This window comes from Brachybacterium timonense, assembly GCF_900258505.1.
GTDB classification, from domain to species: domain Bacteria; phylum Actinomycetota; class Actinomycetes; order Actinomycetales; family Dermabacteraceae; genus Brachybacterium; species Brachybacterium timonense.
Genome location: NZ_LT984895.1, coordinates 375443 through 396310, shown reverse-complemented (window position 1 = coordinate 396310; position 20868 = coordinate 375443). Strand labels below are relative to the sequence as shown.

Genomic DNA, 20868 nt, shown 5'->3' with positions numbered 1-20868 from the left:
GAAACATAAGTCCATTGTGCGGNCAGCACAGCCTCATAAGATGAAGCTTGTCGGCGGTGTTTGTTGTGTAAAACGGCGCGGGCGGAAATCTGCACATGGTAGGTCGTCGGCAGCGTCAGATGTGTATAAGAGGCGGCACGAATACGTCCCTGCGTGGCCACTCAACCGGCCACTCCCCGCGCGGCGCAGTCCGACACGCCCCCGCGCGGCGCAGTCCGACACGCCCCCGCGCGGCGCGGTCAGAAGCTCGCGCGCACCGTCATGATCTCGAAGGGGCTGAGGGTGCGGGTGATCGCCTCGCCCTGCGCCTCCTGCGCTCGGTGAGCGAGCACCGAGTCCGGCCCGAGCGGACGCTCGAGCAGGTCGGTCGCCACCAGGCGGGCTGCGCCGGGCACCTGCACCGTGGCCGTGGTGCGCTCACCCTCAGCCTCGTACAAGCGCACGATCACGTCACCGGAGCCGTCCTCGGCAAGCTTCACGGTCTGCACACGCGCCGTGGTCTCGCCCTCGCCGCCGCTGACAACGGCGAGCGGCTGCAGCTCCTGGCCACCGGGCACGGTGCGGGCAGTCTGGTTGAGGTCCTCACCCAGCTGGATCGCCTGCGCGATCGTGGCCGACGGCTTCACCGCGTACCGCATGCGGTGATGGCCCTCCTCCGCCGTGGGGTCGGGGAACATGGCCGCACGGATCACCGTGGCACGCACCACCGTGGTGGTGCCGCCGTCCTCGCGCAGCAGGCGCCGCGCGTCGTGCCCGTAGCTGGAGTCATTGGCGAGTGCGAACGCTGCCTCGGTGCCGCGGCCCTCCTGGACCCGCACCCACCGGTGGGCACAGGTCTCGAAGCGGCCAAAGTCCTCCAGAGTGTTCACCGGGATCGGACGGTCGATGTGCCCGAACTGGATCTCCGAGCTCATCCGCGGCGCCCGCAGGTCCAGCGGGAAGGCGAGCTTGAGCACCTTCTTGCGCTCGTGCCAGTCGATGTCGAGGTCTACGCCCAGGGCCTCCGCGCCGGGGGCAACGGAGTAGGTCAGGGTGATCTCCGAGCCAGCGCCGTTGGCCGGATGCTCCGGGTGAGGCTGCTCCTGCGTGAGCACGTCCTCGCCGCGGGTGCGGTAGGTGGCGCGCACGCGCACGGTGCCATCCTCGTCGGTCTCCAGCTCCGGGGCGCCGACGATCGGCAGGTCCCGACGGATGCGGTGGTAGAACTCGTCGATATCCCACGAGTCCCAGGCGTTCGGGGTGTCGCGGTGCAGCTGGAGTACGGCGCCGCCGGCCCCGGGGGCGATCATTTCTCGGCCATCGGCACCCTCACGCAGGCTGGTGAGGCGGCCACCCTCGTCGATCTCGACGTGCAGGGCGGGCGTGTCCAGGGTGATCGTGTCGCCGTTGCGGTCCACCGACACTGCCTGTGCGGAGCCGTCGCCGGCCGCCGTCGCACGCAGGTCGAAGACGCGCGGGCGGTCCGCGCCGATGCCGGTGATCTCCACGGCCGGCTCGGTCTCAACGCCCTGTGTGCGGGCGATCGCGGCCAGGGCGGCCTCGACCAGCTTCTCGCCGTCGGCGGCGATGCCTTCGTAGTTCTGCTCGGCCTCGCGGTGCACCCAGGCGATGGAGGAGCCGGGAAGGATGTCGTGGAACTGCAGAAGCAGCACGCGCGACCACAGCGAGTGGATCTCCTCCGCCGGGTAGGTGAAGGAGGTGTCCAGTCGCGCGGCGGTGGCGCACCACAGTTCGACGTCATGCATCAGCGCCTCGGAGCGGCGGTTGCCCTGCTTGCCGGGGATCTGCGAGGAGTAGGTGCCGCGGTGCAGCTCGAGGTACAGCTCGCCGTTCCAGCGCGGCAGGTGCTCGCCGTACTCGGCCTGGGCCTTCTCGAAGAACTCCGTGGGGCTGGCCCACTCGACCTTCGGGGTGCCCTCCAGGTTCTTGAAGCGCTTGGCGGAGGCGATGTGTTCCCGGGTGGGGCCACCACCGCCGTCACCCCAGCCGGACGGGGTCAGGCCGTAGTGGGAGCGACCCTTGTCCTTGAAGTTCTGCTCGACGCGCAGCAGCTCGGCGGCGTTCAGCATGCCGTTGTAGGTGTCGGCCGGCGGGAAGTGGGTGAACTGTGTGGTGCCGTCCAGGCCCTCCCAGGAGAAGGTGTGGTGCGGGAACGTGGAGTACTGGTTCCAGGACACCTTCTGGGTGAGGAAGTGGGTGTTGTTCGCGGCCGCGCAGATCTGCGGCAGCGCGGCGGAGTAGCCGAAGGAGTCCGGCAGCCACGTTTCGCGGGTCTCCACGCCGAGCTCGTTCATGAAGAAGCTCTTGCCGTGGATGAACTGACGAGCCATCGCCTCGGAGCCCGGCATGTTGGTGTCGGACTCGACCCACATGCCGCCCACGGGGATGAAGCGGCCGCTCTTCACGTGCCCCTTGATGCGCTCGAACAGGCCCGGGTAGAAGTCACGGATCCACTCGTACTGCTGCGCGGAGGAGCAGGAGAAGTTGAGGTCGTCGTAACGCTCGAGCAACCAGCACACGTTGGAGAAGGTGCGGGCGCACTTGCGGATGGTCTCCCGCACGGGCCACAGCCATGCCGAGTCGATGTGCGCGTGGCCGGTGGCCACCACCGTCATGGCCGACGCATTCGCGGGCTTGTCCAGTTCGCGGCGCAGTACCTCACGTGCTGCGGGCGCGGTGGCGTGCAGGTCGTCGGGGTCGGCCACGTCGAGGGCGTCCTCGAGGGTGCGCAGGATGTCCTGGCGGCGGGTGGTCTCTTCCGGCAGGGCGACCATCAGCTCGAACAGGGCGCGCACGTCCTGCTCGAGCTCCCAGATGTCCTTCGAGCGCCACACCAGGCGCAGCTGGGTGAGGTCGTAGATGGGGTCCTCACCGGCGGTGGCCTTGTCGCCCAGGTGAGTGGGGGCGAACACCCAGTTGCCGGAGACCGACGGGTTAGCAGCCAGCTCGAGGTACAGGTCGACGTCCTGGCCCGGCTCCAGGGTGAGGTACTGGTTCAGCGGGTTGATCGCCTTGATGGTCTCGCCCTCAGGCGTCCAGATCAGGGCCTCAGCCTGGAAACCCGGCGAGTTGGTGAAGGACAGGTCCAGCTGCAGCTCCACGTCACGGTCATCCCCGGTGCTCCACGCTTCCGGCACTGTGCCGGTGACGTGCAGCCACAGCGTGGACCAGGGGCGGCCCCAGCGGTCGCCCACGTTGATCGGCGTGTATTCCTGGCCGACGGCTTCGGCGAAGGGCACCGGCTCGTCCGGCACTTCCCACGCGGAGATGGTCAGCGGCGCCGTGTCGAGATTGCGGCGCTCGGGGAGCATCTCGCGCAGGAAGCGATGGACGCGGCCTTCGCTGGTGGAGCGATTGTCGAACATGGTCAGACACCTCTTCGAGTCGGGTTCGGTGCGGTGGTTCGGGGACAGATGCGGTGCAGCGTGGGTGCAGCGGTGGGTCATGGGCCGACGCGATACTGGCTGCTGCGTCGGCAGACCCTGCCCATCAGTCCGCTGCGCGCAGCGGACGGATCACGCCGTCGAGCGCGTCGGCCATCCAACGGCCGAAGACGTCCGAGGCGGTATCGGTGATGGAGCGATTGGAGCCGTCGCGGGCGAGGCCCAGCACGAGCAGTGGCTCGGGGCCGACGGGGGCGTCGGTGTGCGCGTGGTCGACAGGGCGCTCGGCACGCACCTCACTGATGAGATCACGCATCGCAACACCTGCGGGTTTGACCTCACCACGGGCGTCGATGAGCCCCAGGGTGTACTCGACTTCAGGGAAGTCGGCCAGTTCCCGGGACACGTCATGTGAGCACCACCACGTCACGGCGCTCAGTCTAGGGAACCCCAGCGCAGCGCGCACACTTCCGGCCAGGAACTCGGCGGCGCGATCGGGCGAGACCCACGGGGTGGGGGCACCGATCTCCTGCAGCCACACGGTGCGCTCTGCCGGCACGTCCAGGTGGTGGTGCCACATGTCGGCGATCTCCAGCAGGTAACGCCCGAAGAGATGGAGCTCGGGGGCGTCGATGCCGAATCGTTGCGCGGCGCCGCCGAACACCCAGGAGTGGACGGTGGTCTCGGCTCCGAGCTGCACCGCTGCGGCCGGCGTGAAGGGGTGGTCGTCCACGAACCACAGGTTGTCGTCGAAGCAATGCTGGTGGCGGCCGCGCGGGAAGACCTGCTCCAGGGTGGCGAGCAGGTCTCGGTTCCACCGGTAGGCCTCGTCGGTCGAGGTGACGTAGGTGTCGGGGTGTCGGGGTGCGGCGAACTGGCCGATCTCATTGCCCAGGGTGAGACCCAGGACATGGGGGCGCTCCGCAAGTGGCGCGGCGAGTGCACGGGCGAGCTGGTGCTGGGCGTCGATCACATCGGGATCGGTGAACAGGCCGCGGCGATGCCAGGTGCTCACCCAGGCGGGGAGGAAGTCGAAGCTGGACAGATGGCCCTGCAGCAGGTCCACGGAGACGTCGAGGCCCGCTTCCCCGATCACGTCGGCCACAGCCAGAACGTCGGCGATCGCAGCGGAGCGGATGAGGGTGCGATTGGGCTGCAGCGTCGGCCACAGCGGGAAGATCCGCAGGTGATCGAGTCCGAGCTCGGCGAGTGCCTGCACGTCCTCGCGGATCTGTCCGAGGTCCAGATCGTCCCAGGAGTGGAACCATCCGCGCCGCGGGGTGTAGTTCGCGCCGAAGCGCGGGAGGAGGGCGTCCTCGCCCTGGAGCTGATCCACCGGTCTACCTCGTTGTCGGTCGTGGTCCTGCATCCGGTCGCACTGGTGCTCTTCGAGCTCCGGACAGGATATCGGCAGAGCCTGGATCTGCCGGGACCGTCCGTCCTGCCCGAGGATCGTCACTCAGCGCGTCCGTGCGTTGCGCCCTGTGCGCAACGCTCTCGAGCTTAAGCGATTAACCCCGCAGGTGAGAACTATCATTGCGCCATGTCCCGCCCCACCATCGCTGACATCGCACATGCGGCAGGTGTCTCCAGCACTGCGGTGTCCTTCGCCCTCAATGGGCGGCCCGGTCTTGCTCCTGCGACGCGCGAGCGGATCAAAGCTGTAGCCGACGAGATGGGCTGGGTCCCCTCGGCCGCCGCGCGGGCGCTGTCCACGTCACGGGTGAACGCCCTGGGGCTGGTGATCACCACGTCCTTCGAAGTGATCCCCTCGGACACGTTCTACCTGCACCTCATCACCGGCATCGAACGTGAGCTCGCCGGCTCGCCGGTGGCGCTGGTGCTGAAGATGGTGGAGACCTTCGAGGATGAACTGCGCGCGATCCGCCAGTGGCATGGCGAGTCCCGGGTGGACGGCGTGGTCCTCGTGAACCCGCGGCTCGAGGATCCGCGCCCCGGTCTCGTGCACTCCCTGGGCCTGCCTGCGGTCTTCATCGGGCGCCCACCCACCAGCGCCCCCGTCTCGACCGTCGAGATTGACGACGAGCAGACGATGGCGACCCTGCTCGCAGATCTCGCAGCCATGGGTTGCCGCTCCCTGGCCTACGTGCGCACTGTCAGCGAGTTCGAGCACGATGCCGCACGCCAGAAAGCCCTCCAGGCCAGCGACACAGCTGGCATTGCCATCGTGCCTGCAGCTCCCGTAACACCCGCCGACGGCCATCTGGCCGACCAGATCGATGAGCGCCTGAACCAGCTGGTGCAGCTGGGCCTGCCCGACGTGATCGTCTGCGAGGACGAGATGATCACACTCGCGATGCTTCACGGCCTGACCGAGCGCGGCCTGCGAGTGCCCGAGGACGTCGGCCTGGTCTCCTGGGAGAGCACTCCAGGCCTCGTGATGCGGTCACCGCGCCTCTCCACGCTGGAGCGTTCCCCCGCCGTGCTCGGTGAGGAAGCCGTGAGGATCCTGCGTGGAATGCGCGAACGCGGGGCGCAGGCGGGCCCCGTACACCGCTCCATCGACGCGCCGCGCCTGGTGGTGCGCGATTCGCTGCGGCCAGTCAGCCGAACAGGCGCGGGATCAGCCGACGCTTGAGCGGGCCGTACGGCGGGAAGACCATCGACAACGTGGTGAACCTGACCGGCTTGGACACGACCGGTTTGCGGTGCCCGAAGGCTTCGAACCCGGCGCGGCCGTGGTAGGCGCCCATGCCGGACTCTCCCACCCCACCGAACGGCATCGTCGTCGAGCCCACATGCGCGAGCGTGAGCCCGAAGGCGAGCGACCCTGACGAAGTGCGCTGAGCGAAGGCCTCCTCCACCTCGGGCGAACCAGAGAACACGTAGGCGGTCAGGGGCTTCTCGCCGGCGCGAATCAAGCGGATCGCGTCATCGGGGCCGTCCGCGGCCAGCAGCGGAAGCACGGGCCCGAAAATCTCTTCGTCCATGACGGCGTCGGAGGGGTCGACGTCGACCATGACCGTCGGCGGAATGTACAGCTCGGCGCGAGCGGCTGTTTCCGGACCGCCCACGGTGCAGCGCACGGGATCCATGAGGCCGAGCACGCGGTCGAAGTGGCGCTCGTTGATGATGCGGCCGTAGTCGTGGGAGCGGCGCGGGTCCTTGCCGTACAGCTCGCGCACGGCACGGCGCAGGTGAGGCTCGAGCCGGTCCAGGGTCTCGGGGCGGGCAAGCACATAATCGGGCGCTACGCAGGTCTGGCCCGCGTTGGTGAACTTTCCCCAGGCGATGATGCGCGCCACCGTCGCAAGGTCCACGTCATCGTCGACGAACACGGGGCTCTTGCCGCCGAGCTCAAGGATCGTGGGGGTGAGGTGCTCAGCGGCGGCGCGGGCGACGATCCGCCCAACCGTGCCGTTGCCGGTGTAGAGGATGACGTCGAACCGCTCCTCGAGGAGCGCAGTGGTCTCGTCCACGCCGCCTTCGACGACCTGCACCCAGTTCGGGTCCAGGTGAGTACGCACCAGGTGGGCGAGCGCCGCCGAGGTGGCCGGAGCAAGCTCAGAGGGTTTCAGCACCACCGTGTTGCCGGCGGCGATCGCGGCCACCACCGGGGCGAGCGACAGGCTCACCGGGTAGTTCCACGGGGAGATCACCAGGGCGACACCGTACGGCTCATGCTGGAGGCGCCCGGAGGCGGGCGCGAGGGTGATCCCGGGGCTGAAACTGCGTGGCCTGGCCCAGCCCTTCAGGTGCTTGCGCACGTGCGCGATCTCCTGGTGCAGCACGCCGAGCTCGGTGAGGGTCGCCTCCGTGGGGTTTTTGCGCAGGTCTCGGTAGACGGCGTCGAGGAGGTTCTGCCGCTGGATGCGTAGCGCCTTATCGAGGGTGGCGAGCACCGCCAGTCGGGCATCGATGCTGCGGGTGGCGCCGCTGTCGTACAGAGCCCGTGCACCGGCGATCGTGTGGGCGGCCTGCTGCCGGGCCTGGGCTGTGGCGGACGGTGCCGCAGGGCGGGCGTCGGTGTCAGGGGCGTCATCGGTCGACATGGCTTCACGATAGTTCCCGGTCGGTTGCCAGGCGAGGGCCGAAACGGCGCCGTACCCTGGGCGATGTGACACCACAGCATCGCCTCTCGGCGCGCCGGGCCGATGGGCCGGTGCAGTCGGTGTTGTTTGTCTGCACCGCGAATATCTGCCGCTCCCCCTTTGCGGAACGCCTCGCCGCCTGGCTGTTGCCCGACCTGACGGTCGCAAGCGCCGGGGTGACCGCGCTCGAGGGCCGCCCCATGGATCCGCCGATGGCCGCCGAGCTGCGCCGGCGGGGCATCACCCCGCGGGCCGACGGTGGCCGCCAGGTGGAAGCAATGGATCTCGATGCCGATCTGGTGCTGGTGATGTCGCGTCAGCACCGTCGGCCCCTGATCGAGGAGCGGCCCGACGCTGTGGATCGGATCGGGCTGCTGACCTCGCTGCCCCGCCTGGGCGGACAGGTCAATGACCGGGCGGTGACGCGCCGAGATGTCGCCGCCTGGGCCCGCAACAGTTTTGATCGCCCCGGCGTGCTGGATCCGTTCCAGCGCGGGCCCGAGGCCGCAGCACAGGCCGCCGCCACGATCGAGCAGAACGTCGAAATCCTGGCCGACCTCATCGCCCCGCCTGATCTGGCTGTCTTCATCGATGGACCGGCCCCGTCCTCTCAGGAGCACCCATGATGTCCCCTCTGGTCGCCGCACCGATCATCCTGACCTTCACACTCCTGGTGTCTGGATTGGCGAAGCTTCCGGCGCGCACCGAGACCGTGGATGCGATGACCTCGCTGCGACTTCCGTTGCGGGGGCTGCATCCGCTGGCGGCGATCGCCGTACCGGTCGTGGAGCTCGTGGCCGCGGCGTTGCTGTGGGTACCGATCGTGCCGCTGCAGGTCGTGGTCTCGGTCGGTGTCGCGCTGCTGATGGTCGCGTACCTGGTGATCATCGCGCGGGCGCTCACCTTCGAGGAACAGGTGGAGTGCTCATGCTTCGGCACGATCGCCTCGCCGACGGTTTCTCGCGCCACGCTGCTGCGCAACATTCTGCTGACGGCCACGGCTCTGGTGGGGGTGATCGCTGCGGCGACAGGCGCGATCGCGGCGGCCGTGACGACGGCCCCGCTCCAGCTGCTCGGCTGGACGCTGGCGCTCGCGGTGGCCTGCGCGATCACGGTGTTCGTGCTGGGCGGTGTCCGGAGTGCGAGGGCTGAGCAGACCGATCCTGTCGCGGCCGGCCCGCTGGACGAGGGCGAGCAGGCTGAGGAGCTCGACTACCTGCGCCAGCCGATCCCCTACGGAATGCTCGAGGCGGCCGACGGCTCGCGCATGTCCCTGCGTGAACTCGCCACGGGGCGTGCAGTCCTGCTGCTGATGCTGTCCTATGGCTGTGGACCCTGTGTGCGCGTGCTGGACACGGTGCCGCAGTGGCGCGAGGCTCTCGGAGGTCTGGTGCATGTGCAAGTGGTGTACGTGCAGAAACTCGACCGACTCCCCCAGGAGGCAATCGACCGTGCCGGCGGTGATCCGATGCATGACCTCGAGGGCAACATCTCCGACGTCCTCGAGCTGCACGGCACTCCTAGCGCGATGCTGCTCGGCGCCGACCGCATGACCGCCGGCGGCCCGGTCACGGGTGGCGGCAGGGTCCTGGAGTTCGGGCAGGAGATCCTTGATCAGATCCAGGGTGCGATCGACGATGGGGAGATCGCGGACCCGCATGCCGCCGACGACGAGGGCACAGAGCAGCCCGATCAGCAGGAGCGGATGAGCGCGTCAGCGCCCAGCTGATGCAGTGCCTGCAGGGTGAACTCCTGGGCCTGCGGGTGCGGGCCGATGGCGGCGATGAGCGCGGACGCCACGTCATGGCCTGTCATCGGGCCACTCTCGACGAGGAGCTCCCATACCAGGGCGTTGAGCCCGGTGAGGTGGGCAGCGCGCATCTCCAGCAGGATGACCGTGCCGTCCTGCGTGAGCAGCGCTTGGTAGAACGGTGCCACGGTCACGGTGTCTGTGAGTGCCGGAATCTCGTGTCCGCCATCCACCTCGCACGGCGCCGCCGCTGACCCGGTTGTCATCGCACACTGCTGCAGTTCGGGACCCTCGATGCTGGCAGGGCTTTCGGATGTTTCAGGCCCGGTGCCGTCGATGACCGCCCAGTCCTGATGCCTCGCGGCGGGGATGTCGCGCAGGAGCTCCGGAAGGTCACTGGCCTCGCAGTAGTGCGCCTCGAGGGCTCCGCCAACGGAGTCGAGCAGTCGGGCCAGCGTTTCGAGAGGTCGCGGCACCAGCCACATCGAACTGGACTGTTCGATGATGCGCACGATCGCCGTGGCCATCGGGCAGCGGGTCAGCTCCGCGGGTGCGGTGCGCGCTGGGTCGCGGTTGAGCAGCAGGATCTGATCGGGGGGTCCGGCAGTACGCGCAGGCGTCAGCCCGAGCTCGGACAGAGCGACGTCGCACTTATGTCCGGCGGTAGCCACCCGCGAGACCGGCTTGGGATAGCCGGTGATCGCGAAGGTGTCGGGGTCGATGATGCTCAGCTCGTCACTGAGATAGACCTCCCCACGGCCCAGCATGCTGATCGCGGTGGATTTGCCAGCACCGGAGGGGCCGATCACCGTGGTGACGCCGCCGTCCTTTCGCTGAACAGTTCCGGCGTGCAGCAACACCCGGGAGCCGACGAGCCGCGGAAGCACAGCGCGGGTGATGCGCCCAGACGCGTCGTAGGTGACCCGCTCGAGGCGGGCCCGAGCAGCCTCGGCGTTTTCAGTACCGACGGGCAGAGCTGAGGGGGCCGCAATCTCGAGGGTCTCGATGTCGCCGCCGGGCGCGGGGTCCAGGAGGACATGGGACCAGAGTCGGCGAAGCTCTGCCGTGAGGTCTGACGCCAATTCGGTGCCGGGCTCAGAGATCTGCAGTGCGAGCGGCCCGCCCGGCAGGTCGAGCACGAGTTCGCGCATGGCTGTGCTCGCAACCTCGACCTGGCCGAGAGCGGGCATGTCATCGGAGGTCGTCACGCGGGCTCCTCACGAGTGAGGATCCCTGAGCCGACAAGCGAGTCGAGGAAGGTGCGCACCGTCTCGTCAGCGTCGGCGGGGGTGTCCGGGAGCATGGCGCGCATCTGCTGCAGGAGCTCGTCGGTACTCATCGGGCTCTCCATGAGCAGGTCAATGATCAGCGGCCCCACACCATCCAATCGCGCCACCGGCCCCTCCGGAACGGGCGCGACCCACAGCGCGCGAGGGTCATCGATGTCCGGCTCGTGAACGATGCTCGCGAGCCGATAGACCGTGCTCACGGGACACACGCCTGGATGATTCGGCCGTGCCCGCCGAGCCGGACGGCGCGGGCATCAGCGGGGACGAACAGGGCATGCCCGGTGCCGAGTCGTCGACGCCCGGAGTCGCTCTCCACCAGGGCGTCTCCTTCGAGGCAGAGCAGGATGCGCGGGCCTGAGCCGGGCACCACGTGGCGGGGCTGGAACGATCCGGGAACGTCCTTGAGCGTGGTGATTGTGAGCTCGAAATCGTCGACCGGTGCGTAGTAGGCGACGGTGCGGTCGGTGAGTGATTCGGGGGCGATACGGATCGGGGGTGCGGCGACCACGGAGACGCATTGGAGCATCTCGTCGGCGTCCACCTTCTTCGGGGTCAGGCCAGCGCGCAGTACGTTGTCGCTGGAGGCCATGATCTCGACAGCGAAACCGGACTGGTACGCGTGGATCGCACCGGCCGGGACGAACATCGCTTCACCAGGCTGGAGCGTCACCGGGTTCAGCAGCATGGCCGCGACGACGCCCGGATCACCGGGGAAGCTCTCGTGCAGGCGCGCGACAGTCGCATCGATACGGGGCGACGGCGAGCGGCCTGCGGCGAGCCGTTCGGCACTGGCCCGAGCGACGTCGGCGACCTGATCGGGGCTGGGTCGCATAGTCGAGGAGACCAGGGTGCGGAACGCCGCGCGCATGCCGGCGGCTGTGGGCTGTTCGCGCAAGAGCCCGTACAACCGATCCGTGAGAACCGTGTCCAAGCCGGTGAGCACCTGCTGTGCGCGGCGGGGAGTGCGGAAGCCGCACAGGGCCTCGAACTTGGTCAGCGCCAGCACCATCTCCGGTTTGTGGTTGTCGTCGCGGTAGTTCCGGCGCGGGTCCTCGATGTCCAGACCCGCCGCGTTCTCCGCGGCGAAGGACTCCGCGGCGTGCTCCCTGGTGGGATGGACCTGCAGCGAGAGCGGCTTATCGGGGGCAATCAGCTTCAGCAAGTACGGCAGGCGCGGCCCGAATGCACGCTCGATCCCCTCGCCCAGGAGCCGACGGGGGCGAGCAGCGATCGCCGCATCGAGACCGGTGCCGTCCTCGAGTGTCGCGGGCGCGGTCGGATGCGCTCCGTACCAGGCCTCCGCCCACGGCTGCCCGTCACGACCCGCTCCGAGGAAGTCGGGGATCACCGCGGTGTCACCCCAGGCGTAATGCTGGATGCGGGGGGTCAGCTCCCACATGCTCAGGCTCCTCCCTCACGTGTTCGGTCCCGGACGTTTTCAGTCTCCTGCATGCCAGACTTTCGTCTCACCCGACCAGAAGGGGCGTGACCTTCTACGATGAAATGGTGAGCGCACCCGAGATCCCGATGGCGGTCCGCCTGCGCCTGGCCCATGGGGCGCTGCAGGCGCTGGCTGATCATGCGGACGTCCGCGTCCTCCACGTCAAGGGCGTGGCCTGGGATCCTGCGCTGACACGAGGGCGTCGGCCCTCCACCGACTGCGATCTGCTGGTGGATCCGGCAGGCGTCGAGGCAATGGTCGACGCGCTCGAGGGCGCCTCCTGGCAGCGGATGACCACGTTCGAGCACGGCAGCGTCTTCGCGCACGCCGCCACCTACTACCACCCCGTCTGGGGCACGGTTGATCTGCACCGATGGTTCCCTGGCCTGCATCGAGATCCCGCCGCGACCTTCGAGGCACTGTGGTCCGAGCGGGTGCTCGTGGAACACGGCGGTCGCCCCATTGCTGTGCCCTCGCTCATTGGGCAGCGCCTGATCATGCTGGTCCACGCAGCGCGCACGGGAAGACATGAAGCATCCGGGGACGTCGAGCGGGCCTGGCACAGCGCCTCGGATGACAAGAGGATGGCGGTCGAGGCACTCGCCCGGCGGCTCGATGCCGTCGTACCGCTGGCGATCGCCACAGGTCGTGAGGGTGACGTGGTTGGCCTTCCTCAGGCACGGCTGTGGACGGCTCTGCATGAGCATGAGAACTCGACGGCCGTGTGGTTCGCTCGCCTGCGGGACGCGCGGGGAGTACGTGAGCATGTGGCGGTGCTGTGGTCGGCGATGCATGTCAATCCCGATCATCTGGCGCTTCGTCTGGGCAGGGTACCGACGCGAGTGGATCTCGCGCGGGACTGGGTGGGCCGGCTCGGTCGAGCGGGGAGGCGAGTGCTCGGCTCCTCGATCGGGCGGCTTCGGGGCTGAACAGTGCGGCCCGGCTGATCCACAAGCCCAGGCCGACGCCGAGCGCCGTGCCGAGGGTGTTCGCTGCGAGGTCGGCGAGGCTGGCGTCTCGAGAGCCGCCGAGGTATTGGTAGAGCTCCACGGCGCCCGAGGCTCCTGCGCCCGCCAGCACCCACCACCAGCTCGGTCTCAGGAGAGCGAGCGCAGTGAACGCCGGGATGAATAAAAGCACGTTGGCCACCACGGCGAACTGTTCCGGAGTGATCGGCAGACGCAGGCCAGCTGGCCCAACGGTGATGGTCCAGATCAGGACGTTCAGCCGGTTCACTGCCCACCCATCGGTGGTCAGGAGCAGCCAGGCAGCGGCTCCCACATAGACGAGGAGCACGGCAACCGCCACGGCACGTGCCGCACGCCAGGTGGTGCGCGGGGTCACGTCAGGCGGGCTCCCATCGGACTCAGTAGGCGCCATCGGACGCGAGTACGGCCTTCACCGTACGGACGAGGATCTGCAGGTCCTGCAGGAAGGACCAGTTGTCCACGTAGTAGAGGTCTAGACGGACGGTCTCCTCCCAGGAAAGCTCAGAACGGCCGGAGACCTGCCAGAGCCCGGTGATGCCGGGACGCACGCTGAGACGGCGGCGCGCATCCTCGTCGTAGGCGCTGACCTCATGCACGAGGGCGGGGCGGGGGCCCACCAGGCTCATATCGCCACGCAGCACATTGACCAGCTGAGGAAGCTCGTCAAGGCTGTAGCGGCGCAGAAAACGACCCGGGGCTGTGATGCGTGGGTCGTTCTTCATCTTGAACATGACCTTGTTGCCCTTGTCCTGGGTTTCGCAGGCACGGATCTCCGCGAGCACCTCTTCAGCGTTGGTGACCATGGAGCGGAACTTCAAGAAGTCGAAGACCTCGCCATTACGGCCCACGCGCTCCTGGGTGAACAGAACAGGGCCTCCGTCATGCAGCTTCACAACGACCGCGATGATCAGCAGGAGGGGGCTGATCAGCAGCAGGCCCACTCCGGCAGCGACGATATCGAAGGCTCGTTTGGTCCAGCGCAAGGAATCCCGGGCGCGGGGGCGGTCCATGTGCACGAGCGGGAGGCCCGCGACGGGCCGCAGCTCGACCCGGTCCGGGGCGATGTCGGTCATGGCGGGGGCGACGATCACGTCGATCGCGTGGTCCTCAAGCTTCCACGCGGTGCGGCGGAACTGCTCTGCGGTCCCGGTGGCGCCCGCGGTGAACAGCAGCACGCCGGGCTGTTCGCAGTGCAGGATCTCGAGCAGGTCGTCCTCGTGGCCAAGGACGGGGATGTCGTTGACGGTGCGGGTGCGCGGGTCGCCGTCGGGGGTGATCGCGCCGATCACGTCGTAGCCGAGCCAGGATTCGCGCTGCAGGGTGCGGGCGATCCCGTCGACATGGGAGAGGGGGCCGACGGCGATCACGGTGGTGCGGAAGCGGCCGCCGCGGCGGATCCGGCCGAGGATCTTGCGGGCCGCGTACCGTTCGATGAGCAGCAGCAACGGGCCGACGAGGAAGAACACCACGTAGAACACGCGGGACAGCTCGATGTTCAGCAGGAACACTCCGGCTGCGACGATCCCGGCGGCGGCGAAGCTCGCCTGCGCGATGAGGTGGAACATCTTGGTGCCGGTGGCGAGGAGCCGGGCCGAGTAGGCGCCGGAGAGCGCGATCGCGGCGATCCAGCCGACGGCGATGAGCGCCGCCGAGTCGAGGACGTTCGCCTGCAGGTCGGCGGCGCGGCCGAGGGACCGCTGCCGCACGATGAACGCGATCAGCATCGCGATGGCGATCACGAGGGTGTCGGCGGCAACGAGACCGGCGATCCCCCAGCGGCGCTGCGTGCGACGCTGCCGGGCGCGCGCGGGGCGGCGCGTTGCGAGCTCCGACCTGTCGGTCTCATCCGCGCTCGATGACGGCGCGGACTCGACTCTGGTCATGGTGCTCGACATCCGCGTATCTCCCGTCGTGCGTCGGCGAGCACCCGCGCGGGCGCTGCGGCTGGTTCGTCCGAGAACTTTCTGTAGTTCCCTCTACTTACGAGAGGGTAATGTCCGATTCGGCCCGGTTCAATGGGGTCTCAGACACAGTCAGACGTCAGCTATCTCCCGAATGTGGCGCATGCGCTGGGCGAACTCGGACTCGAAGGTGTGCTGCTCCATGAAGGCGATGCCTCGCGCGCCGGCCTCCGGAATCGCCGTGGGCTGCTCGAGCAGCCGACGCGCCTCCGCCTCGAGCGCGGCATCGTCTCCGACGCGCTCGGCCCATCCGACTCCGTGGCGCTCGACGAGCGGCGCGAACGCGCGGTTCGCGAATCCGAGGACGGGCACTCCCAAGGCTGCGGACTCAAGATAGGTGCCCGACGGGTCGCCCTGGATGTGCGGAAGCACCATGACGTCGACATGCTCGCGGACATAGGGAACCCATTCCTCGTCGAACGGGACGGACCCGTGGAAGCGGACGGGAAGCGCTGACGTGCGCCGACGGAGCTCGGCGGTCAGCTCCCCCTCGCCGAAGACGTCCATCGTCACGGCTGCCCCACGTGCGTCCAGTCGGCGCACGAGCTCGATCGCGTGGTCTGCGCCCTTCGCTCGGATATGCCGACCGGAGAAGCCGAGACGCAGCGCGCCCGTGGGCGCAGAGCCGCCCCGGCTCTCATCGCCCGGCCGCCTGATCATCGCGGACCGGACACGGGTGTCGAAGTAGAGCATCGGGTTCGGCGAGAGCGGGCCGTACGCGAGGTGGGAGGGATAGCCGTTGGACTGCAGCCCAGCGGATTCCGTGATCATACGCCGGAGCAGCCGAGCCTGCCGCAGCCAGCCGACCGTGCTCCGGGCACGATCCAGCACGCTCGCACCGATCGAAGCGGTGAGAATCCGCTCTGCGAGTGGGAATTCGGCGAACCACACGACGTTGCGGGCGCCGCGGGCCATGAGCGGGGCGTGGGACGGCTGGTGCATCGCGAGCAGAGCATCCGCACCGGTGATAGCAGAGGCGGCGGCGGGGTCCTCGACGAGTTCGACGTTGAAGGGAAGGTCCGCGGTTCGCGAGACCGTCTGGACCGCGGAGTCCGCGATCGGGCGCGGCCGCGCGATGACGACGGTCTCGCCGGGCCATGAGCGCGCATAGGCCGTGAGACCGGTCAGAGTCTTGTCGACGATCTGGACGCGGTCGCCCGCCGAGCCGAACGGCTCGGTCTGGACGATGACGAGTCTGGGTTGCATCGATACGTCTCCATCACCTCGGAACGGTCCTACACCCAAGCATCCTTCACCGCCAGTCTCCCAAAGAATTCGATTGTCGTGATTTCACGTGCTCATCGGCGCGAGCGGAAATGCTCCACGAGGCCAAGGCCCTCCCTGAAATCTCTCCGATAACCAGGGACCATCGAGAGGGCACCGACGAACGCACTAGCTCCCATGCCTGCGACGAGGACATCAGCCCACGCGGGCATGCCGGGAAGCAGGGGAAACAGGGCTGTGCCGCATATGCCTCCCACGACGCCTGCCGTCTCGAGCCGCAGTCCTGCCCCAAGGACGTCGCGAATCGCAATTCCGGTACGCCGATGCAGGATGACAAGCCCCAAGGGCCACGAGACCGCGATATAAACCGCGATCGCCGCCGCGATGACGACCACGCCGAAGACGGAGCCGACGATCGCGATCACGACCGCCACGAGAGCGTTGAGCAGAGACAGCCGCGCCAGATCCTTCGCGAGCCCCCGCGCAGTGAGCCCCCCGGCGACGCCGCTGATCAGCCTAGAGACTCCGGCACCCACCGCGACCCACGAGAGGATCGCCCCGAGGTGCAGCCATTGCGAGCCGAACGCGAGGGACAGCAGCGAATCGGGAACCGTGACGACGACGAGAACGACCGCGAGGATCGGATAGCCAGTGGCGATGAACTGGAGCCGGAGCGCTCGCCTGAGCTTCTCGTCGGAATCCTGGACTCGAGCCATCGCGGGAACGAGCACGGATCCGGCGGCGCCGGAGATCATGTTCAGGGGAACACGCACGAGCTGGACTGCGCGGTTGTATCCGCCCAGGGACTCCGCGCCGAAGACTCGACCGATGACCACGGAATCGACATTCGATTCGACGTAGAAGAGAATCGCACTGGCGAAGTACTGCCATCCGGTCTTCACATGGCCCCAGGTGCCGGAGCCTCGCACGTATCGGCCAGGAATCCAGCCCGCGGCCGTCGCGGTCATCACGAGACCGAGCAGAGCTCCGGTGAGGTTCTGGGCGACGATGGCCCAGTAGCCCGCTCCGAAATAAGCGCTCACGATGCCCACCAGAGCGCTGATCACCTGGCTGCCTATCGATATCCGCGCCATGCTCGTGAAGCGGAGTTCGCGCTGGAGGTTCGCCTGGTACTGCGTCGTCATCCCGTTCACGAGGAATATCGGTGACATGACCAAGGCAATGGGAAGGAGCGCCGCGACGCCGTACGCCCACGCGATCAGCGGAGAGGCGAGCGCGATCGCGCAGCTGAGCAGAGCCCCGATGGAAGCGTTCACCCACCACAGGTTGTCGCGCTGCGCCCGTGAGAGCTCCTTCGCCTGGATCGTGACCGTGGACAGGCCCATATCGCGGAACATGTCGGCGATGCCGATGACCGCTGTCACCATCGCGACGAGTCCGAACTCGCGCGGCGTCAGCAACCGGCTCATCACGACCATCGACCCCGTGAGGACGACGAAACGCACGAGCTGGACGGCCGTCATCGATGCGAAACCGCGCGCGGCCCGGCGCCCGACGCTCTCAGGCGCGGCAGTTCCTCCCGCACCGTCGGCAACCGGGGACTCGAGAGGCTCGTCGGCGCCGCCGCTCGGATCAGCTGCGCTCATTCGGCCGTCGTCCGTCGCCAACGCGGGTCGAAGGTTGCGGAGTAGGGCGTCCCGTCGTCGGCGATCAGGTGCCTAGAGGGCGCGATCACCACTCGCTCCGGTGCCAGGGCGTCACCGATGAATGCTCCCCAGAAGGAGAACGTCGAGTTCGCGAGAATAAGCTGGGGGGCGGTTGCCAGCGCCGCGAGGTCGTCAAACATGGATCTGCGATCATCGATGACGCCGTGCTCCGCGGGCACGAGTTCGGCGAGATTCTCGACGCACCACGCAACATCATCGGAGACGAAGAGCACTTTCGAGACAGTGCGCCCTTCGCTCTCTAGGATCTCGAAGGATTCACGTACGTGCTTGCGGATATCGATCCCGTAGATGGGCGTGAGATCGGGATTCGCGTAGTAGTCGCCTCGACGGACGTTCAGGACGCACGTGCCATCGTCGATCTGCTGGCGCAGAACGGAGAGCCGGTGCTGGAAGCGAGCCGAGCTCGCCACCACTTCACGGCAGAAACCGGTGAGCGCCTCGCGATCGAAGTCCATGTCGAATTCATGCTTGTGACCGCTCACCCACTGCGCGAAGACATTGAGAAAAATCGACTTTCGCACGGTCAGCGCGTCGAGTAGCGGAAATTCCCGCAACCATTCGTCGATCACGTCATGGTGCTGCACCCGCGACTTCTCCCCCGCGAGGGAATTCGTGTGCGCCCACAGCCAGTAGTACAGATAGTTCCCGCCTCTCGTGAGCGGCGACGTGATGTGCACTGCGGGCACGCCCGCAGCGTGTCCGAGAGGTTGGAAGAGCGACGCGCGCACGCGATGGCGCAGAAGTTGCTTGTCTTCGGCCGTGCGTGCAACAGGCTGTGGCTCCGTCATCGTTCATCAACACCTCTCGCGCTGGTCCAGTGCGGCTCGGTCTTCCCGTCCCCGTGGCCAAGCGCGACGAGCATCCTTTGCACGACTCGCTCCCACGTGAACTCGGGCGCGCGTCTCTTCGCGGCGGTGCCGAGCGTCCGGGCGAGTTCGGGGTCGCAGAGCTCGAGCATCGCCGTGGAGAGCGCGTCAGGGTCTCCCGGTGCGACGCTGCGGCCGTACTGACCCACGAAGTCGGGGGCGCCGCCAACGGTCGCGCAGATCGAAGGGATCCCCGCCGCCGCGGCTTCGAGATAGACGATCCCCGCCGCCTCGAATCGCCCGGGGACGACCAGGCATGTCGCGTCGGCATAGAGGTCGCGGAGCCGTTGCTGCGCCTGCGCATCGTTCTTCCGAAGGAAGCCGTGCGGGATGACGCCGGCCTCGGTCAGGTCGGGGTGGTCGCCGACGAGGTGGAGCTCAGCCTCGCGATGACGCTCCCGGACACGTCGGAAGGCCTCGAGCACCGTCGGCCCGTTCTTCCGCACCCACTGCGTGCCGACGAAGAGGAAGCGGGGCGCGGCCCAGTCCCGGTCGAGCGCTTCCCCCATCGGGAGCCCGCCGCCCCCGATGCCGACGGCGTGGACCTTCGCCGAGTCGATCCCGTAGTCCTCGATCACGGAGCGCGCTGCCCACGGCGTCGCGGCGCATACCGCGGCAGCCTGCGCATATGCATCCATCGCGCCCCTCTCGCGGCTCGCGTCGATGCGCGGGTCCGCGATGCCGCCCGTCCCGAACTCCCGCACCGCGATGTCCTGGTGCGAGGTCATGTCGATGAACATCGCGACGTCGCCGTCCGGGGTGATCCAGCCGTCCGACGGCTGCAGGATCGCGTCGAATCGTTCGTCGCGCATGCGATCGCGAGCAGTTGCGGCGAGCGCCTGGCCCCACTCCTCCCCGAAGTACGCCGCTGCCATCGCGGTGCGCGGCCGGAGCCGAGGGCCGCCGCCGAGCCAGCGCTTCGCTGCGATGCGCGCACGTGTTCGGGCGCTCCTGCCTCTTGCGGGGAGGGCATCGACGGCGACTGCTTCATGCCCGAGCGCACGCACGCCGTCGAAGACTCCTCGCGGAGTGCCGGACCAGACGCGGGGGTCTGCCGGATCCCCCGCGGCGACGACCGCAATCCTCAGGCGGTTCACGACATATCTCCCGTGCCCGCGAGTCCGGCACGATTTCGGATCGCCTCGATGAAGCGGCCCTCCGCGAACGCCGCTGCGTGCACGCGGATCCCCGCGCCCTTGAGCGCGGCGCCGTCGAGCGCCCGTACCGCATCAGCGATCGCCCCCGGCTCGGCAGCCTCGAAAAACACCCCGTTCAGGCCTTCGCGGATGGTGTCGAGGTAGCCCCCGGCGCGGAGCGCCACGACCGGCACGCCGTGCGCGCCGGCCTCGAGGGGGGTGAGGCCGAAGTCCTCGTGGCTCGCGGCGATGAGCGCTCGGGCGTGCCCGTAGGCCCAGCGCATCTGCGCGTCCTTGAGGCCTTCGACGAGGCGCACGTTGGCCGGCGCGATCGCGTGCAGGCGGTCCCGCTCGGGGCCCTTGCCGATCACGAGCAGGCGCTTGTCGGGCATGGAGCGGAACGCCTCGATGACGCGGTCCACATGCTTGTAGGGCTGCAGGCGGGAGACGACCAGGTAGTGGCCGGCGTCGGTGCCGTCGTCCCCCGCCCAGCCGGCGAGCTCCGAAATCGGCTCCTGCTGGCCCTCGGCGACGTCGGGGCTGAACGGCGGGAACAGGGTCGGAGCGTCGATCCCGTAGACCCGCCGGATCCGCTCGCGCACCACGGAGGAGTTTGCGAGGTACTGGTCGGCGGTGCGGGCGGCACGCTGGTCCCAACGCTTCAGGAGCGGGGTGAGCACGGTGAGCGCGAGACGCTTGGGATCCCAGGGCTTCGCCTCGCCGAGATAGTCCTCGGGCAGGTACAGCCAGCGGGCGGGCGAGTGGCAGTAGACGATCTTCCGCCCACTGGCCGGGAAGGCGTGCGCCCATCCGGAGGAGGAGGCGACCACGACGTCTGCGTCGATCCTCATCCGCGAGGCGAAGAAGGCGAGCAGAGGCAGTGCAAGCCGCGGATCCCTGCGGAAGATCCCGATACGGTTCAGCGGGCTCGTGCGAATCTTCATGTCCCGGTATTCGGGGTAGGTCTGATCGGGCTCGTAAAAGAGGGTGTGGACCTCCGCGTCCGGAAAGGCTCGGCAGATCGAGAGCACCAGGCGCTCCGCTCCCCCGCGCTGGGTGAGGTAGTCGTGGGCGATGGCGATCTTCACC

General features: G+C 68.2%; 16 protein-coding genes and 1 pseudogene. 4 read left to right on the top strand and 13 right to left on the bottom strand.

Annotated elements, in window-relative coordinates; genetic code table 11:
• Nucleotides 1–239 precede the first annotated feature (239 nt).
• Nucleotides 240–3365, bottom strand: coding sequence for an alpha-mannosidase (locus C8271_RS01665; RefSeq protein WP_106507796.1), 3126 nt, complete (start codon nt 3363–3365; stop codon nt 240–242).
• A gap of 124 nt (nt 3366–3489) precedes the next feature.
• On the bottom strand, nt 3490–4719 hold the full coding sequence (locus tag C8271_RS01660; protein WP_106505850.1) for a glycoside hydrolase 5 family protein: 1230 nt from the start codon (nt 4717–4719) through the stop codon (nt 3490–3492).
• Nucleotides 4720–4926: 207 nt separating this feature from the next.
• On the opposite strand from C8271_RS01660, the gene C8271_RS01655 reads away from it, so the two are divergent.
• Nucleotides 4927–5982: a LacI family DNA-binding transcriptional regulator gene (locus tag C8271_RS01655; RefSeq protein WP_106505849.1), complete on the top strand. Its 1056-nt coding sequence runs from the start codon at nt 4927–4929 to the stop codon at nt 5980–5982.
• On the opposite strand, the gene C8271_RS01650 is transcribed toward C8271_RS01655, so the two are convergent.
• Nucleotides 5948–7396: an aldehyde dehydrogenase family protein gene (locus C8271_RS01650; protein WP_106505848.1), complete on the bottom strand. Its 1449-nt coding sequence runs from the start codon at nt 7394–7396 to the stop codon at nt 5948–5950. The two genes, C8271_RS01655 and C8271_RS01650, sit on opposite strands and share 35 nt — an antisense overlap.
• Before the next feature lie 65 nt (nt 7397–7461).
• On the opposite strand from C8271_RS01650, the gene C8271_RS01645 reads away from it, so the two are divergent.
• Both C8271_RS01645 and C8271_RS01640 read left to right on the top strand, forming a co-directional pair.
• On the top strand, nt 7462–8061 hold the full coding sequence (locus C8271_RS01645) for an arsenate reductase/protein-tyrosine-phosphatase family protein (RefSeq protein ID WP_170957761.1): 600 nt from the start codon (nt 7462–7464) through the stop codon (nt 8059–8061).
• On the top strand, nt 8058–9164 hold the full coding sequence (locus C8271_RS01640; protein ID WP_212591312.1) for a MauE/DoxX family redox-associated membrane protein: 1107 nt from the start codon (nt 8058–8060) through the stop codon (nt 9162–9164). The genes C8271_RS01645 and C8271_RS01640 overlap by 4 nt, the downstream gene beginning before the upstream one ends.
• On the opposite strand, the gene C8271_RS01635 is transcribed toward C8271_RS01640, so the two are convergent.
• Genes C8271_RS01635 through manA form a run of 3 tightly spaced genes read right to left on the bottom strand, consistent with a single transcriptional unit; the run spans nt 9128 to nt 11873 of the window.
• Entirely contained in the window at nt 9128–10393 is a 1266-nt protein-coding gene (locus C8271_RS01635; RefSeq protein ID WP_106505847.1) for a hypothetical protein, read from the bottom strand. The two genes, C8271_RS01640 and C8271_RS01635, sit on opposite strands and share 37 nt — an antisense overlap.
• The gene (locus tag C8271_RS01630; RefSeq protein ID WP_106505846.1) at nt 10390–10674 is read right to left on the bottom strand and encodes a PqqD family peptide modification chaperone; all 285 of its coding nucleotides are present in this window, start codon (nt 10672–10674) and stop codon (nt 10390–10392) included. The genes C8271_RS01635 and C8271_RS01630 overlap by 4 nt, the downstream gene beginning before the upstream one ends.
• A complete protein-coding gene (gene manA, locus C8271_RS01625; protein WP_106505845.1) occupies nt 10671–11873 on the bottom strand; it encodes a mannose-6-phosphate isomerase, class I in 1203 nt (400 codons plus the stop codon). Before manA ends, C8271_RS01630 begins: the two co-directional genes overlap by 4 nt.
• An 86-nt stretch (nt 11874–11959) precedes the next feature.
• Between manA and C8271_RS01620 the strand changes: the two genes are divergently transcribed.
• A complete protein-coding gene (locus C8271_RS01620) occupies nt 11960–12844 on the top strand; it encodes a nucleotidyltransferase family protein (RefSeq protein ID WP_245920735.1) in 885 nt (294 codons plus the stop codon).
• A 34-nt stretch (nt 12845–12878) separates the two neighbouring features.
• Here C8271_RS01620 and C8271_RS14045 read toward each other — a convergent pair.
• From C8271_RS14045 to C8271_RS01585, 7 genes and pseudogenes are all read right to left on the bottom strand, one after another.
• A pseudogene (locus tag C8271_RS14045) lies at nt 12879–13295 on the bottom strand (VanZ family protein); the annotation flags it as partial.
• Nucleotides 13282–14799 carry a sugar transferase gene (locus C8271_RS01610; RefSeq protein WP_245920733.1) on the bottom strand — a complete coding sequence of 506 codons (1518 nt, stop codon included), beginning with the start codon at nt 14797–14799 and terminating at the stop codon, nt 13282–13284. The gene C8271_RS01610 and the pseudogene C8271_RS14045, both read right to left, overlap by 14 nt.
• Before the next feature lie 138 nt (nt 14800–14937).
• Nucleotides 14938–16071 carry a glycosyltransferase gene (locus C8271_RS01605; protein WP_106505843.1) on the bottom strand — a complete coding sequence of 378 codons (1134 nt, stop codon included), beginning with the start codon at nt 16069–16071 and terminating at the stop codon, nt 14938–14940.
• A 92-nt stretch (nt 16072–16163) separates the two neighbouring features.
• Complete coding sequence (locus C8271_RS01600; RefSeq protein WP_106505842.1) at nt 16164–17696, bottom strand: lipopolysaccharide biosynthesis protein; 1533 nt, start codon at nt 17694–17696, stop codon at nt 16164–16166.
• Nucleotides 17693–18346 (bottom strand): alpha-1,2-fucosyltransferase, encoded by a 654-nt coding sequence (locus tag C8271_RS01595; protein WP_170957760.1) that lies wholly within the window; start codon nt 18344–18346, stop codon nt 17693–17695. The genes C8271_RS01600 and C8271_RS01595 overlap by 4 nt, the downstream gene beginning before the upstream one ends.
• Nucleotides 18347–18561: 215 nt before the next feature.
• The gene (locus C8271_RS01590; protein ID WP_106505840.1) at nt 18562–19740 is read right to left on the bottom strand and encodes a glycosyltransferase family 4 protein; all 1179 of its coding nucleotides are present in this window, start codon (nt 19738–19740) and stop codon (nt 18562–18564) included.
• Nucleotides 19737–20867 carry a glycosyltransferase gene (locus C8271_RS01585; protein WP_245920731.1) on the bottom strand — a complete coding sequence of 377 codons (1131 nt, stop codon included), beginning with the start codon at nt 20865–20867 and terminating at the stop codon, nt 19737–19739. The genes C8271_RS01590 and C8271_RS01585 overlap by 4 nt, the downstream gene beginning before the upstream one ends.
• Nucleotide 20868: the final 1 nt, after the last annotated feature.